Below are 14,427 nucleotides of genomic sequence, written 5' to 3'. Positions count from 1 at the left end.
CGAATCACCCGTCGATTCGCCTCGGCCACTCGCCCGAAAGGGCTTGCGGGCCTTTTGCCGCTTGGCCATTCATCGCAGCCATGAACGAAGACGGGGCACACTCAGAAACACTGGCGACAGAGGGCGACGAACAGCCTTTGCAGCAGGGCCATCCCAACCATCCCAAGGCGATGCGGGTCGAGGCAGTGCTGGTTGCCCTGCCGCTGCTGATCGGCGCGCTGGTCGCCGAATATCTGACCCCGTTTCCCAATTTCCTGATCGCCGGACCGGTCGCGCTGATCCTGCTGCTGGTAGTCATCATGCTGCCGCATCGCCGCTATGCGGTGCGCGGTTACGCGCTGAGCGATGACCGGTTGCGGGTGGTCAGGGGCATGATGTTCCATTCGGACACCGTCGTCCCCTTCGGCCGGGTCCAGCATATCGACGTCGATCGCGGGCCGATCGAGAGGTATTACGGGCTCGCCACGCTGCAGCTCTATACCGCAGGGTCGCACGGCGACGTGATCAGCCTGCCCGGCCTTGCGCACCAGGATGCGCTGGACATGCGCGAGACGATCCGCGCCCACATCAAGCGCGCATCGCTGTGAGCGAGCTTTCCGCCAGCGATCCGAATCGCGAGGGCGCTCCCGACAGCGCAGCCGTGGACGAACCGACCGACGGGGAACCCAGGCGGACCGATCCGCGCACCTTTCTGGTCCAGGCGGTCCAGACCGTCCCGCGCACGATCGTGCCGCTGGTGGCGGTGGCGCTCGCTACCCGCGACGAAGGGTCTTTCGCGGTGCCCGTGATGCTCGGCCTCGGCGTGCTGTTGCTGGCGGCGATCACGTTTTTCACGTTTCTGGGCTGGTGGCGGCAGACCTACCGCGTGGGCGACAGCGACATCCGGCTGGAAACCGGCGTGTTGTCGCGCGCGGCCCGCTCTGTGCCTTACGAGCGGATTCAGGACGTCAGCCTCGAACAGGGTTTCGTGCCGCGCCTGTTCGGGCTGACCAGCGTCAAGTTCGAAACCGGCGCGGGCGGATCGGACGAGATCAAGCTCGCCTACCTCTCCAGTGAAGAAGGCGAGCGGTTGCGCGAACTGGTGCGCGAGCTGCGCGACGAGGCCGATGGCGTGGCCGCGCCCGCCGCTGCGCAGGAGGCGCGCGAGGCGCAAGGCGCTCAGGAGGCCGACGCCCAGCTGCTGTTCGCGATGGGCCCGCGACGCCTGTTCGTGTTCGGCCTGTTCGAATTCTCGCTCGCGCTGGTCGCCTTTCTCGGCGCGGCGGCGCAGCAGCTCGATTTCCTGCTGCCGTTCGACATCTGGGATTTCGATTTCTGGCGCGGGCTGGTTGCGGGGCAGGGCGAACAGCTCGCCGAGCTGGGCCCGATTGCGCAGGCGCTGGGCGCTGTGGCTGCGATTATCACCCTGCTGGTGGTCGGCGTGGTCAGCGGAATCGCGAAGACCTTCGCACGCGACTGGGATTTCCGGCTGGAGCGCACGCCCAAGGGCTTTCGCCGGCGGCGCGGGCTGTTCACCCGAACCGATGTGGTCATGCCGGTGCACCGGGTGCAGGCGGTCCGGATAGGCACCGGCGCGGTGCGCCACCGGTTCGGCTGGAAGAGCCTCAAGCTGGTCAGCCTGGCCCAGGATACAGGCAATGCCAGCCATGTGGTCGCGCCTTTCGCCAAGGCTGCCGAGCTGACCCCGATTCTGGAGGTCGCGGGCTTCCCGCTCCCGCCCCGGGGCCTTTCATGGCATCGCACCACGCGATCCTACCGCGTGGTTTCGGCGCTGATCAACGCGGTCAGCTTCGTGCTGCTTGCCGCAGCGGTCGCGGTGGCGACGCACCTATTCGTGCCCGAACGGTATGACTGGCTGTGGTTGGTGGCGGCGGCGCTGGCCGTGATGGCGGGCTTTACCGCCATCCAGCAGCTGTTCCTGTGGCGGGTGGAAAGGCACGCGATCTCGCCGCGGCACCTCTACAAGCGCAGCGGCTGGCTCGCGCCCGGGTACAAGATTGCCGACCGGGTGAAGCTGCAATCGGTCGAGATCGCGCGCGGGCCGCTGGGGCGGATGTTCGGCTACGTCACGCTCAACCTCGGTTTGGCGGGCGGCCATTTCGCGCTGCCCGGCCTCCCGCGCGAGGAGGCCGAGGCGCTGCGCCGCGCACTGCTGGCGAGCATGGTCGAAACCGATTTCTCGCGGCTGGTGAAATAGCCGCTCAGGCGCGCACAGCGTCCCAGTCGTTCTCCTCGAACTTCTTCGCGACGTAGGAGCAGTCCGGGCGAATCAGGAAATCCTGCTTGCGCGCGTCGGCCACCAGCCGCTCGACCAGTTCGGCCGCTACGCCGCGCCCGCCGATCGCTTCGGGGACGAGCGTGTGGGTCGCGATGCGCACTTCCTTGCCGTCGACCTCGTCGCCCGGCTCCCACTCCAGCGTGCCCTTCGCATCCTCGCCCTCCAGATGCGCGATATACTTGCCGCCCTGGCCGACGACGTGATGAGTAATTGTGGCAGTGCCCATGGGTGTCCTGTCCTTTGCGATATGCTTGCATCAAACGCCGGGCTGCGTAGGGGCGTTCCAATGCGTTTCATGTCCGACAATGCCGCGACCGTACACCCCAAGGTGTGGGAGGCGCTGCGCGCCGCCGACGGGGTCGATTCGCCTTATGACGGCGATGCGCTGTCGCAGCGGCTCGACGCGCGATTTTCCGAGCTGTTCGGGCGCGAAGCCACCGTGTTGTGGGTCGCCACGGGTACGGCGGCCAACTGCCTTGCGCTGGCGACGATGTGCCCGCCGCATGGCGGCGTGGTCTGCCACCGCGGGGCGCATATCGAGATGGACGAGGGCGGGGCGCCCGGCTTCTACCTCCATGGTGCCAAGCTGCTTCTCGCCGGTCGAAGCGATGGGGGCGACGGCGCGAAGCTGACCGCGCAGGCGATTCGCGACGTGATCGATCCGATCCGCGACGATGTCCATCAGGTCCAGCCGCACGCGATCTCGATCACGCAGGCGAGCGAATATGGCCGCGTCTATCGCCCCGAAGAGATCGCCGCGATTTCACGGCTGGCGCGCGAACGCGGCCTTGCGCTGCACATGGACGGCGCGCGCTTCGCCAATGCCACCGCCTTTCTGGGGGGATCGGCAACTGAGGCTGCGGGCGATATCGATGCGCTCAGCTTCGGCTGCGTCAAGAATGGCGGGATGAGCGCGGAAGCGATCGTGTTCTTCGACCCCGCGCTGGCGGACGTCGCACGCTATCGCCGCAAGCGCGCGGGCCACCTGCAATCCAAGGGCCGCTTCCTCGCCGCGCAACTGCTCGCAATGGTCGAGGACGACCTGTGGCTCGACAATGCGCGCGCCGCCAATGCCGCGGCGCAGGCGATCGCCGAACGCGGCGGCGAGCGGCTGATGCATCCGGTCGAGGCGAACGAGGCCTTCATCCGCCTCTCTCCCGACGAGCGCGAGATGCTGCGCGGGATCGGCTACCAGTTCTACGACTGGGGTGCGGACGCGGCGCGCTTCGTCGCCTCGTGGGACAGCGATCCGGGCGAGGCGCGCGCGCTCGGCCAGGCGATTGCCGACCTATGAGCGATAGCAGCGGCGGGATGCTGCGACCCCGCGTGATCCTGCCCTTCCTGATCACGGGCACAATCTGGGGATCGACCTGGCTGGTCATCACCGGCCAGATTGCCGATGTGCCTGCCGCATGGTCGGTCTTCTACCGCTTTGCGCTCGCGACCCCGGCGCTGTTTCTGGTGGCCGCGCTGATGAAGCGGCGGCTGCGGCTGACCCGGGGCGAGCATCTGCTGGCGCTGGTGGTCGGCATGTTCCAGTTCAGCGGCAACTTCCTGTTCGTCTACCATGCCGAGTTGTACGTCACCTCGGGCATCGTCGCGATGATGTTCGGCCTGCTGATGGTGCCCAACGCGCTGTTCGCGCGGCTTTTCCTGGGCGAGCGGGTGAAGGGCGGGTTCATCGCGGGCAGTGGCATCGCGATCATCGGCGTGTCCTTCCTGCTGATCCACGAATGGCAGGCGAACCCCGATGCGGGGGTAATCGGCGGCAATGTCGTGCTGGGTATCGGCCTCGCGCTGCTCGGCATCCTGTCCGCCTCGGTCGCCAATGTGGTGCAGGCCAACCCGACCGGCCGCGCGGTGCCGATGGTCAGCCTGCTCGCCTGGGCGATGCTGTACGGCACGGTGTTCGACTTCGCCTTTGCCTGGGTGACGACGGGGCCGCCGCCGCTGCCGGGCGCGCCGGGATACTGGCTGGGAATCGTCTATCTCGCGCTGATCGGGTCGGTGGTCACCTTCCCGCTGCACTACAACCTGGTGCGCGAGATCGGGGCGGGGCGGACCGCGTATAATTCGATCCTGACGATTTCGGTCGCGATGCTGCTGTCGACATTGTTCGAAGACTATCGCTGGACTTGGCTGACCGGTGGCGGGATGGTGCTGGCGGTGATCGGCATGGTGATCGCGCTCACCGCACGGCGCCAGAAAGCCGTGCAGGTGCAGCAGTCTGGCTCTCTGCGGCACTGATTCTCTTGGCGGACTAGGGGAGCAGCGCCCTCAGCCCTTCGCGGTAGGTCGGGTATTGCGGCTTCCAGCCGAGCACGCGTTTCGCCTTGAGGTTCGCGACCCGCCGGTTCTCGGCATAGAAGCCGCGTGCCATGGGGGAGAGATCGGCCTCTTCCAGTGTCACCAGCGGTGGCGGCTCCACGCCCAGCAGCGCGCAGGCTTCCTCCACCACCGCGTTCTGGCTGGCGGGCAGATCATCGCCGAGGTTGTACGCCCCCGGCGGCGCGTCGCTCGCCAGCGCGGTGGCCACGCCGCTGGCGATGTCCTCCACATGCACCCGGCTGAAGACCTGCCCCGGCAGGTCGATCCGCTTGGCCTTGCCCTCGGCAATCCGGTCGAAAATGCTGCGCCCCGGGCCGTAGATGCCGGGCAGGCGGAACACCCGCGCGCCGCGCTCCATCCAACTCGCATCGCAGGCCATGCGCGCATTGCGCCGTCCGTCGCCGGTGGGTGAGCTTTCATCGACCCACGCGCCCTGCCGGTCGCCATAGACCCCGGTGGAGGAGAGATAGCCGATCCAGGCGTGGCCCAGCGCAGCGCCATAGCGTTCCAGCACGGGGTCGCTTTCGCTCTCCCGGTCGGGCGGGACCGAGGACAGCACCGCATCCGCGCGCGACAATTCGGCGTGCACGGCGTCTGCATCGTCGAAGGAAAGCTTGCCCTCGCTGCCGGTCGCAACCACTTCCCACCCGAGCGATTGCGCGCGTTGCGCGATCCGCTTGGCGCTGTAGCCAAGCCCGAAGATGAATAATTTTGGCATTGGCGGCCCTGCTGCCACAAATGCCGCGAAAAGAAAAAGCGCGAAGAAACGAGGACCGATGGACCAGCCCAGCAATCCCGCCGCCGCCGACCATGCCCCCGCCGGGGCGCCCGTGCTGCCCGACGCCGCGCACGAGCCCGACGCGCCCGCCATCATCCGGCGCAAGGACTACACGCCGTTCCCGTGGCGCGTGCCGGAGGTGCGGCTGGCCTTCGATCTGGGTATCGAGAGCACCCGGGTCGAAGCGACGCTGAGTGTCGAGCCCAACCCGCAGGCAGGCGCCGCGTCTGCCATCCGCCTCGATGGCGATGGGCTGGTGCTCGAAAGCGTAGCCGTGGATGGCGAGCCGCGCGACGACTGGCAACGCGATGGCGAGGCGCTGGTCGTGCCATTGTCCTCCGGCCCGCACACGCTCACTATCGTCACCCGGATCGCGCCTGCCGAGAACACCCAGCTAATGGGGCTTTACGCCAGCGGCGGGATGCTGTGCACGCAGTGCGAGGCGGAAGGGTTCCGGCGGATCACCTTCTTCCCCGACCGGCCCGATGTCCTGTCGGTCTACACCGTACGGATGGAGGCGGATGCGCAGGCTTTCCCTGTGCTGCTGTCCAACGGCAACCCGGTGGATGAGGGCCAGCTCGAAGGTGGCCGCCACTTCGCCGAGTGGCACGATCCTTGGCCCAAGCCGTCCTACCTCTTCGCGCTGGTCGCGGGCGATCTGGTCGCGCGCCGGGACAGCTTCACCACCATGGGCGGGCGCGAGGTCGAGCTGGGCGTGTGGGTCCGCGAAGCCGATCTCTCGCGCACCGAACACGCGATGGAATCGATCAAGCGGTCGATGAAATGGGACGAGGAAACCTACGGGCGCGAATACGACCTCGACCGGTTCAACATCGTCGCGGTCGGCGATTTCAACATGGGGGCGATGGAGAACAAGGGCCTCAACATCTTCAACACGAAATACGTGCTGGCCGATGAAGAGACTGCGACCGACGCAGACTTCGACGCGGTCGAGGGCGTGATCGGGCACGAATATTTCCACAACTGGTCGGGCAACCGGATCACCTGCCGCGACTGGTTCCAGCTGAGCCTGAAGGAAGGCTTCACCGTGCTGCGCGACCAGACCTTCAGCGAGGATCTGCACGGCGCTGCGGTCAAGCGGATCGGCGATGTCCGGATGCTGCGCAGCGTCCAGTTCCCCGAAGACAGCGGCCCCTTCGCGCACCCGATCCGGCCGGATAGTTACAAGGAAATCAGCAACTTCTACACCGCGACCATCTATAACAAGGGCGCCGAAGTGATTCGCATGATGCGCTCGATGGCGGGCACCGGGGCGTTCCGAAAGGGGAGCGACCTCTATTTCGAGCGCCATGATGGCGAAGCCGCGACCTGCGAGGATTTCGTCAAGGCAATGGAGGATGGCGCAAGGCTCGACCTCACGCAGTTCCGTCGCTGGTACGAACAGGCGGGCACGCCGCAGGTCACCGTCGAGCAGCGGCACGAGGGTGACCGGGTCACGCTCACGCTGACGCAGGTGGTTCCGGCCACACCGGGCCAGCCCGACAAGTTGCCGGTGCCGATCCCGCTCAAGATCGCGCTGTTCGACCGCGAGGCGGGCACGCATTCGGGTGAGCAGCTGATCGTGCTGAAGCAGGAAAGCCAGGACTTCACCTTCGATGGCCATGCCAAGCCGCCGGTTCTCTCGATCAACCGCAACTTCACCGCCCCGGTCGCGATCGAGCGGAACATTGCGCGCGAGGATCTGGTGTTCCTCGCCGCGCACGACGACGACGCCTTTGCGCGGCACGAGGCGATGCAGGAGCTGCTGCTCGGCTATCTGCTGGGCGATGGCGACGCGGCTGCGCGCGAGGCGATCGGCACTGCGGCAGGCGCGATTCTGGCCGACGAAGCACTCGACCACGAAATGCGCGCCGAACTGCTCGGCCTGCCGACCTTCGCCTACCTCGCCGAACGCTCCGAAGTCTTCGATCCGGGCGCGATGGTCGATAAGCGCGAAGGGCTCAAGACCTGGCTGGGCGAGACCTTCGCGAACCAGTTTGCCGACCTGCATGACGCGCTCGCCGAACCCTCGCGCGCGGCCGGCATGGCGGGCAAGCAGGCGCGGCGGATGCGCAGCGTTGCGCTCGCCTACCTTGCGGCCGCAGACCCGGCGGACGGTGCGAAGCGCGGGCTCGCGCAATATCTCGATGCGCCGGGCATGACCGACCGGCAGGGCGCTCTCGCAGTGCTCGCGGGGCTGAACGGGCCCGAGCGGGACGAGGCGCTGGCAGATTTCTACAGCCGATTCGCGGACAATGCGCTGGTGATCGACAAGTGGTTCACGCTGCAGGCCTCGGCCCTGCGCGAGGATGTGCTGGGGCAGATCGAACAGCTTGCCCGGCACCAGGCCTTCACCATGAGCAATCCCAACCGGGTCCGCGCGCTCTATGCCGCTGCGGCGGGCAATCCGCTGGCATTCCACGCGGCGGACGGCACCGGCTATCGCATGATCGCCGACCTGATTCTGGAGCTGAACCTTAGGAACCCGCAGCTTGCCGCACGCTTCGTGCCCTCGCTGGGCCGCTTCCGCCGGATCGAGCCCAAGCGCGCCGCAATGATGCGCGCCGAGCTGGAGCGGATCTCGCAGGCGGGCAAGCTGTCGCGCGATGTCGCCGAACAGGTCGAGGCGAGCCTTGGCTGACGGCGTCCCCGTACCGATCCACGCGGCTGCGCTGGAAGGCGTGGCGCACGGCTTTTTCGGCCGGCAGGGCGGTGTCTCGACCGGCGAAGTCGCCGGGTTGCAGGTCGGCTTCGGCGCCGGGGACGACCCGGAATTCGTGGCGGAAAATCGCCGCCGGGTGATCGCCGCCGTGCTCCCCGGTGCGGGGCTGGCGATGCCTTTTCAGGTCCATTCGCGCGACGTGGCGGTCGTGTCCGCGCCGGTCGAGGGCGACGACCGGCCCCGCGTCGATGCGCTGGTCAGCGCCACGCCCAGCCTGCTGGTCGGGGTGGTCACAGCAGACTGCGCGCCGGTGCTGCTGGCGGACAGGCAGGCGGGCGTGGTCGCCGCCGCCCATGCCGGCTGGCGCGGTGCGAAAGAGGGGGTGCTGGCCAATACGGTCGCGCAGATGGTGACGCTAGGTGCTGATCGCAGCCGGATCGCCGCCGCCATCGGGCCGACCATCGCGCAGCCCAGCTACGAGGTGGATGCCGGTTTTCGCGATGCCTTTCTGGCCGACGATCCGGCCAGCGATCGCTTCTTCGCTGCTGGAAAGCCCGGCCACTTCCAGTTCGATCTGCCCGGTTTCGCTGCCGCGCAACTGGCCGCCGCAGGTGTCGGCAAGGTCGAGAATCTGGGCCTCGATACCTATGCCGACTCTGCTCGCTTCTATTCGTTCCGCCGCGCGACCCACCGGGGTGAGGCGACCTATGGCAGGCAGGGGGCGTTCATCGGCCTCGGCTAGATCCGCGCGGCGTGCAACTCGTCGTTCACAAAAGGCCATTGGCAGTTCGGGCCTGACGCGCTAACAGCCCCCGCAGATGGGAAGGGGTCAGCTCCCCCAGCAGGCGTTTTCGCGCCACCGGGGCCGAGCGGATCGCCCGAATTTCCCTGAGAAAAAGCAACTCGCGCAAGGTGGGCGTTTCGTCCATCATGCGCGCGACAAGGCAGGAACGATGGCAGACGCAACCGGTGCCGCAGCTGCGGAACCCAATAATATCGGCGAAACCAGCGAAACCGGAGAAGGTGGCGTTCGTCGCCGCGACTTCATCAACATCGCTGCGGTCAGTGCAGCCGGAGTCGGCGGTGCGGCGGTGCTCTATCCGCTGATCAGCCAGATGGCTCCTTCGGCGGACGTGCTCGCCGAGAGCACGACCGAGGTCGACGTTTCTGCGATCGAACCGGGCCAGGCGATCAAGGCGGTCTTCCGCAAGCAGCCGCTGTTCGTGCGTCGACTGACGCCGAAGGAAATCGCCGAAGCCGATGCTGTGCCGCTTTCCGCGCTGCGCGATCCGGAAACGCTGGCCGACCGGACCAAGGAAGGCCACCTCGATATGCTGGTGACCATGGGCGTCTGCACCCACCTGGGCTGCGTGCCGCTGGGTGCCGCCGAGGGCGAGAACAAGGGCGAATTCGGCGGCTATTTCTGCCCCTGCCACGGTTCGAGCTACGACACCGCCGCGCGTATCCGCAAGGGCCCCGCGCCCACGAACCTGGTGGTTCCGGATTACGTGTTCAGCTCCGACACCACGATCACCGTCGGCTAAGGCAAGAGAAAGACGAGAGCGATGAGTTTTCCCTGGGCCAAGGAATACACCCCGGCAAACGGGTTCACCAAGTGGGTTGACGAGAAGCTGCCGCTGCCGCGCTTCGTCTACAATGCGGTGGGCGCGGGCTATCCGGTGCCGCGCAATCTGAACTACATGTGGAATTTCGGCGTCCTCGCCGGGTTCTGTCTGGTGCTGCAGATCGTCACCGGCGTGGTGCTGGCGATGCACTATGCCGCCAACGCACAGGTCGCTTTCGGCACTGTCGAACACATCATGCGCGACGTGAACTGGGGCTGGATGCTGCGTTACATGCACGCCAACGGTGCCAGCTTCTTCTTCCTCGTGCTGTACCTCCACATTTTCCGCGGCTTCTTCTACTCCTCGTACAAGGCTCCGCGCGAAATGATCTGGCTGCTCGGCGTGGTCATCTTCCTGCTCGCCATGGCGACCGCCTTCATGGGCTACGTGCTGCCGTGGGGCCAGATGAGCTTCTGGGGTGCCAAGGTCATCACCGGCCTGTTCAGCGCCATTCCCTTCGTCGGCGAGCCGATCCAGATCTGGCTGCTGGGCGGTTTCGCGCCCGACAATGCCGCGCTCAACCGCTTCTTCTCGCTGCACTTCCTGCTGCCCTTCGTGATCGCGGGCGTCGTGATCCTGCACGTCTGGGCGCTGCACATCCCCGGCTCGTCCAACCCGACCGGCGTCGAAGTGAAGAGCGAAAGCGACACCGTGCCGTTCCACCCGTATTACACGGCGAAGGATGGCTTCGGGCTCGGCGTGTTCCTGATCATCTACTGCGTGGTCGTGTTCTTCCTGCCGAACATGCTCGGCCACCCGGACAACTATATCGAGGCGAACCCGCTCTCGACGCCCGCCCACATCGTGCCCGAATGGTACTTCTACCCGTTCTACGCGATCCTGCGTGCGTTCACCTTCGACTTCATCCTCGAAGCGAAGCTGTGGGGCGTGCTCGCCATGTTCAGCTCGATCCTGCTGTGGTTCCTGCTGCCCTGGCTCGACCGTTCGCCGGTCCGCAGCGGCCATTACCGCCCGCTGTTCCGCACCTTCTTCATCATCCTGCTGGTTGATATGGCGGTGCTGTTCTACTGCGGCGGTGCGCCGGCTGAAGAGCCCTATGTGATGATCAGCCAGATCGCGACGGCGTACTACTTCCTGCACTTCCTCGTGATCCTGCCGATCGTTTCCTCGATCGAGAAACCCAAGCCCCTGCCCTACTCGATTACCGAGGCGGTGCTGGGGTCCGACAAGAAGGCCGTGCTGGGCGAAAACACCCAGCCCGCGACCTGACGGTCGGCCACCGATTGCCTAGTGACGACGGATAAACGTTAAGGACACCCGATGATCCGCATTCTTTCCGCCCTTGCCGGACTCGTCTTTGCAGGCGTCGTCCTGCTCGCCTTCGTCATGGGTGCGACCACCTGGCTGACCGAAGAGCCCATGCATTCGGCCGACCACGAGTTCCATCTCGACGCGCACGGCCCTGAAGGCGGCTATTCGTTCGACGGTCCCGTGGGCAAGTGGGACGTCGCGCAGCTGCAGCGTGGCCTCAAGGTCTACAGCGAAGTCTGCGCGGCCTGCCACAGCCTGAAGTTCGTCGCTTTCCGCGATCTGGAAGAGATCGGCTACAGCGAAGCGCAGGTGAAGGCCTTCGCCGCGACCAAGCAGGTGCCCGGGATCGATCCGAACACCGGCGAAAGCACCATGCGTCCGGGTGAACCGACCGATTACTTCCCCTCGCCGTTCCCCAATGCGGTGGCGGCAGCTGCAGCGAACAACAACGCGATCCCGCCCGATCTTTCGCTGATGACCAAGGCGCGCCACCACGGCAGCAACTACGTCTATTCGCTGCTGACCGGCTACACGGATCCGGCCACCTTCGAGAAGGACGGCAAGCGCCTGATGGAGGAGTTCCCCGACTTCCAGACGCCGCCGGGGCTCTACTTCAACCCGTATTTCGCCAACCTCAACTTGGCGATGGCTCCGCCGCTCGGCGTGGACGGTCAGGTGACCTACGACGACGGCACCGAAGCCACGGTGTCGCAGATGTCGGCCGACGTCGCCGCGTTCCTGACCTGGACGGCCGAGCCCAAGCTGGTCGAGCGCAAGCAGACCGGTTTCGCAGTCCTCGTCTTCCTGCTGTTCGCGACGGTTCTGGCCTATTTCGCGAAGCGGCAGGTCTGGTCGAGCGTGAAGCCGAAAAAGGCCTGAGCCGATCCCGGCTGATGCTTCCGTGAGTAATGCTCCCGCAGCGCTCGATCTCGAGCAGCTGCGGGCCAGCATCCGCACGGTTCCCGACTTTCCCAAGCCGGGCATCCAGTTCCGCGACATTACTACTCTATTGAGCGAGCCTGCTGCGCTGCGCACCAGCGTGTCGCTGCTGGCGGATATGGCGCGCGATCAGGGAGCGACCGTAATCGCCGGGATGGAAGCACGCGGCTTCATCTTCGGCGCGGCGGTTGCGATCCATGCGGGGCTTGGCTTCGTGCCGATCCGCAAGCCGGGCAAGCTGCCGGTGGAAACGATCGGCGTCGACTACGCACTGGAATATGGCACCGACCGCCTTGAACTCGACCCGAGCGCGCTGGCACCCGGAGCAAGGGTTGCGCTGGTCGACGATCTCATCGCCACCGGGGGCACCGCGCTGGCGGCAGCCGAGCTGGTAACGCTCACCGGAGCGCATGTGGCTGCCGCGCTCTTCGTGCTCGATCTGCCCGATCTGGGTGGTTCGGCCCGGCTGCGCGATGCGGACATCCCCGTCCACTCGCTGGTTTCGTTCGACGGCGACTAGCGTCAACCACGCGTCTCTTCAGGGACTTGTGGAACGGATTGCCTTCGGGCACCGTTGCTAGCGGATCGAAGGGGGTCTGATCTCGCCATGCAAACGGCAGCAGTTGTAATCGCAGCGGTCGGCGCGCTCGGCATCGGCGCGCAATGGATCGCGTGGCGGACCAATTGGCCTGCCATCGTGCTGATGCTGGCCGCCGGTTTTCTGGCGGGCCCCATCCTCGGCCTGTTCGATCCCGAAGAAACCTTCGGCTCCCTATTGGAGCCAATGATAGGAATCGGGGTCGCGCTAATCCTGTTCGAAGGCGGCCTCAGCCTCAGCTTCCGGGAATTGCAGCATTCGGGCAGCGCGGTCTGGCGGCTCGCAACGATCGGCGTGGCGGTCGGCTGGGCGCTAGGCGCGGTCACCGGCTATTACGTCGCCGGGCTGGTGTGGCCGGTGGCGATCCTGTTCGGCGGGATCCTGGTGGTCACCGGCCCGACGGTTGTGCTGCCGCTGCTGCGCCAGTCCAACGTGCAAACCCGGCCCGCCTCGATCCTGAAGTGGGAGGCGATCGTCAACGACCCCACCGGCGCGCTGTGCGCTGTCATCGCCTACGAATATTTCCGCAAGGTCGCCGAATCGCCGGGCGCGTCGCTGTTCGAGGTCGTGCCACCCTTGATCGTGGCCGCGGTCATCTCGGGCCTGATCGGCTATGCCGCGGCATGGATCATCTCGTACCTCTTCCCGCGTGGCGCGGTGCCCGAATACCTCAAGGTGCCGGTGCTGTTCTCACTCGTGATCGCGGTGTTCGTCGTGTGCAACATGATCGAGCACGAGGCCGGGCTGGTCGCGGTCACCGTGATGGGCGTCGCGCTCGCCAACATGGACGTCTCATCCCTGCGCAGCATCCACCCGTTCAAGGAGAACATCGCGGTTCTGCTCGTCTCGGGCATCTTCATCCTGCTCTCCGCCTCGCTCAGCTACGACGACCTGCAATATCTCAACTGGCGCTTCGGTGCGTTCCTGCTCGCGCTGCTGTTCTTCGTCCGTCCGGCGACCGTGCTGATCAGTCTGCTCGGCAGCCCGCTTCCGTGGAACGAGCGCCTGTTCCTCGCCTGGATCGCCCCGCGCGGGATCGTACTGGTCGCGATCTCCGGCCTGTTCGCCCTGCGTCTGAGCGAACTCGGCTATGGCGACGGCAACGTGCTGATCGGGCTGAGCTTCGCCGTGGTGGTCGCGACCATCGTGGCGCACGGTTTTACGGTCGATCTGGTTGCCAAGCTGCTCAAGGTGAAGGGCACCGATCGCCCCGGCCTGATCATTGCCGGCAGCACACCGTGGACGATCGCGCTGGCCAAGCAGATGCACGCGCTCAAGACCCCGGTGATGATCGTCGATTCGAGCTGGCAGCGGCTCGCCGCCGCGCGGCGCGAGGGCCTGCCCTATTATCACGGCGAATTCCTCAATGAGGCGACCGAGCACAATCTCGACCTCAACCCCTATCAGGTGCTCGTCGCGGCGACCGACAACGAGGCTTACAACGCGCTCGTCTGCAACGAGTTCGCCCACGAGATCGGGCGCGACAGCGTGTACCAGCTTGGCGAAGCGGTCGAGGATGACCGGCGCGCACTGCCGGGCAGCCTGCGCGGCCGCGCTCTGTTCGAATCGGGTTTCGGAGTGGCCGAGGTCGATCAGCGGCAGAAGGAAGGCTGGGTCTTCCGCAGGACCAAGCTGACCGAAGAATTCACGATCGACGACGCGCGCGAGAAGCTGGGCGAGAAAGCCAACATGCTGCTGCTGCTGCGCGAAAACGGCACCATGCGCTTCTTTACTCACGCGGCCCGGCCCGAACCGCGCCCCGGGGACATCGTCATCACCTATACGCCCCAGCACCTCAAGCGCGCCGAGGCCGAATCGGCCAAGCGCGAAGCGGGGCAGAACGACGCGGGCAAAAAGCCGTCGGACAAGCGCGAGCCCGGGCAGGCGGGCGGGAAGCCCAAACCGGCATGAGTGAGCTGATACGAACTGGTAACCGAAGGAGGGTGG

At 66.2% G+C, this 14,427-nt stretch carries 14 protein-coding genes; 11 read left to right on the top strand and 3 right to left on the bottom strand.

The window, feature by feature from the left end; genetic code table 11:
• Nucleotides 1–80: 80 nt before the first annotated feature.
• Nucleotides 81–587, top strand: coding sequence for a PH domain-containing protein (locus VO57_002480; GenBank protein ID XBL70223.1), 507 nt, complete (start codon nt 81–83; stop codon nt 585–587).
• Nucleotides 584–2,197, top strand: coding sequence for a PH domain-containing protein (locus tag VO57_002475; protein XBL70222.1), 1,614 nt, complete (start codon nt 584–586; stop codon nt 2,195–2,197). The genes VO57_002480 and VO57_002475 overlap by 4 nt, the downstream gene beginning before the upstream one ends.
• Before the next feature lie 4 nt (nt 2,198–2,201).
• Here VO57_002475 and VO57_002470 read toward each other — a convergent pair whose 3' ends face one another.
• Nucleotides 2,202–2,504: a GNAT family N-acetyltransferase gene (locus VO57_002470; protein ID XBL70221.1), complete on the bottom strand. Its 303-nt coding sequence runs from the start codon at nt 2,502–2,504 to the stop codon at nt 2,202–2,204.
• Nucleotides 2,505–2,564: 60 nt separating this feature from the next.
• Between VO57_002470 and VO57_002465 the strand changes: the two genes are divergently transcribed.
• Together VO57_002465 and VO57_002460 are read left to right on the top strand one after the other, a co-directional pair.
• Nucleotides 2,565–3,572: a beta-eliminating lyase-related protein gene (locus VO57_002465; protein XBL70220.1), complete on the top strand. Its 1,008-nt coding sequence runs from the start codon at nt 2,565–2,567 to the stop codon at nt 3,570–3,572.
• Complete coding sequence (locus tag VO57_002460) at nt 3,569–4,525, top strand: DMT family transporter (protein ID XBL70219.1); 957 nt, start codon at nt 3,569–3,571, stop codon at nt 4,523–4,525. Before VO57_002465 ends, VO57_002460 begins: the two co-directional genes overlap by 4 nt.
• A gap of 13 nt (nt 4,526–4,538) precedes the next feature.
• Here VO57_002460 and VO57_002455 read toward each other — a convergent pair whose 3' ends face one another.
• A complete protein-coding gene (locus tag VO57_002455) occupies nt 4,539–5,324 on the bottom strand; it encodes an SDR family NAD(P)-dependent oxidoreductase (GenBank protein XBL70218.1) in 786 nt (261 codons plus the stop codon).
• Between the two features lie 58 nt (nt 5,325–5,382).
• Here VO57_002455 and pepN point away from each other — a divergent pair, with 58 nt between their 5' ends.
• Together pepN and pgeF are read left to right on the top strand one after the other, a co-directional pair.
• A complete protein-coding gene (gene pepN, locus VO57_002450; protein XBL70217.1) occupies nt 5,383–8,025 on the top strand; it encodes an aminopeptidase N in 2,643 nt (880 codons plus the stop codon).
• Nucleotides 8,018–8,788 carry a peptidoglycan editing factor PgeF gene (pgeF, locus tag VO57_002445; protein ID XBL70216.1) on the top strand — a complete coding sequence of 257 codons (771 nt, stop codon included), beginning with the start codon at nt 8,018–8,020 and terminating at the stop codon, nt 8,786–8,788. Before pepN ends, pgeF begins: the two co-directional genes overlap by 8 nt.
• A gap of 25 nt (nt 8,789–8,813) precedes the next feature.
• Here pgeF and VO57_002440 read toward each other — a convergent pair whose 3' ends face one another.
• Nucleotides 8,814–8,975 (bottom strand): hypothetical protein, encoded by a 162-nt coding sequence (locus tag VO57_002440; GenBank protein XBL70215.1) that lies wholly within the window; start codon nt 8,973–8,975, stop codon nt 8,814–8,816.
• A gap of 24 nt (nt 8,976–8,999) precedes the next feature.
• On the opposite strand from VO57_002440, the gene petA reads away from it, so the two are divergent.
• The 5 genes from petA (at nt 9,000) to VO57_002415 (ending at nt 14,391) form a co-directional block, all read left to right on the top strand.
• A complete protein-coding gene (petA, locus tag VO57_002435) occupies nt 9,000–9,590 on the top strand; it encodes a ubiquinol-cytochrome c reductase iron-sulfur subunit (GenBank protein XBL70214.1) in 591 nt (196 codons plus the stop codon).
• Nucleotides 9,591–9,611: 21 nt separating this feature from the next.
• Complete coding sequence (locus VO57_002430) at nt 9,612–10,901, top strand: cytochrome b/b6 (protein XBL70213.1); 1,290 nt, start codon at nt 9,612–9,614, stop codon at nt 10,899–10,901.
• Between the two features lie 51 nt (nt 10,902–10,952).
• Nucleotides 10,953–11,822, top strand: a complete 870-nt coding sequence (locus VO57_002425) for a cytochrome c1 (GenBank protein XBL70212.1) — start codon at nt 10,953–10,955, stop codon at nt 11,820–11,822.
• A gap of 22 nt (nt 11,823–11,844) precedes the next feature.
• Nucleotides 11,845–12,402 carry an adenine phosphoribosyltransferase gene (locus VO57_002420; GenBank protein XBL70211.1) on the top strand — a complete coding sequence of 186 codons (558 nt, stop codon included), beginning with the start codon at nt 11,845–11,847 and terminating at the stop codon, nt 12,400–12,402.
• An 87-nt stretch (nt 12,403–12,489) separates the two neighbouring features.
• Nucleotides 12,490–14,391, top strand: coding sequence for a sodium:proton antiporter (locus VO57_002415; protein ID XBL70210.1), 1,902 nt, complete (start codon nt 12,490–12,492; stop codon nt 14,389–14,391).
• The last annotated feature ends 36 nt before the right edge of the window (nt 14,392–14,427 follow it).

It is taken from the genome of Citromicrobium bathyomarinum (genome assembly GCA_001306305.2).
Classification (GTDB): domain Bacteria; phylum Pseudomonadota; class Alphaproteobacteria; order Sphingomonadales; family Sphingomonadaceae; genus Alteriqipengyuania; species Alteriqipengyuania bathyomarina.
This window is presented reverse-complemented; position numbering and strand designations above follow the sequence as displayed.

Bases quoted from the DNA above. Each gene is read 5' to 3' on its own strand.
- VO57_002480 (XBL70223.1), top strand. From the start codon at position 81: ATGAACGAAGACGGGGCACACTCAGAAACACTGGCGACAGAGGGCGAC.
- VO57_002470 (XBL70221.1), bottom strand. From the start codon at position 2,504: ATGGGCACTGCCACAATTACTCATCACGTCGTCGGCCAGGGCGGCAAG.
- VO57_002465 (XBL70220.1), top strand. From the start codon at position 2,565: ATGCGTTTCATGTCCGACAATGCCGCGACCGTACACCCCAAGGTGTGG.
- VO57_002460 (XBL70219.1), top strand. From the start codon at position 3,569: ATGAGCGATAGCAGCGGCGGGATGCTGCGACCCCGCGTGATCCTGCCC.
- VO57_002455 (XBL70218.1), bottom strand. From the start codon at position 5,324: ATGCCAAAATTATTCATCTTCGGGCTTGGCTACAGCGCCAAGCGGATC.
- pepN (XBL70217.1), top strand. From the start codon at position 5,383: ATGGACCAGCCCAGCAATCCCGCCGCCGCCGACCATGCCCCCGCCGGG.
- VO57_002440 (XBL70215.1), bottom strand. From the start codon at position 8,975: ATGGACGAAACGCCCACCTTGCGCGAGTTGCTTTTTCTCAGGGAAATT.
- petA (XBL70214.1), top strand. From the start codon at position 9,000: ATGGCAGACGCAACCGGTGCCGCAGCTGCGGAACCCAATAATATCGGC.
- VO57_002430 (XBL70213.1), top strand. From the start codon at position 9,612: ATGAGTTTTCCCTGGGCCAAGGAATACACCCCGGCAAACGGGTTCACC.
- VO57_002425 (XBL70212.1), top strand. From the start codon at position 10,953: ATGATCCGCATTCTTTCCGCCCTTGCCGGACTCGTCTTTGCAGGCGTC.
- VO57_002415 (XBL70210.1), top strand. From the start codon at position 12,490: ATGCAAACGGCAGCAGTTGTAATCGCAGCGGTCGGCGCGCTCGGCATC.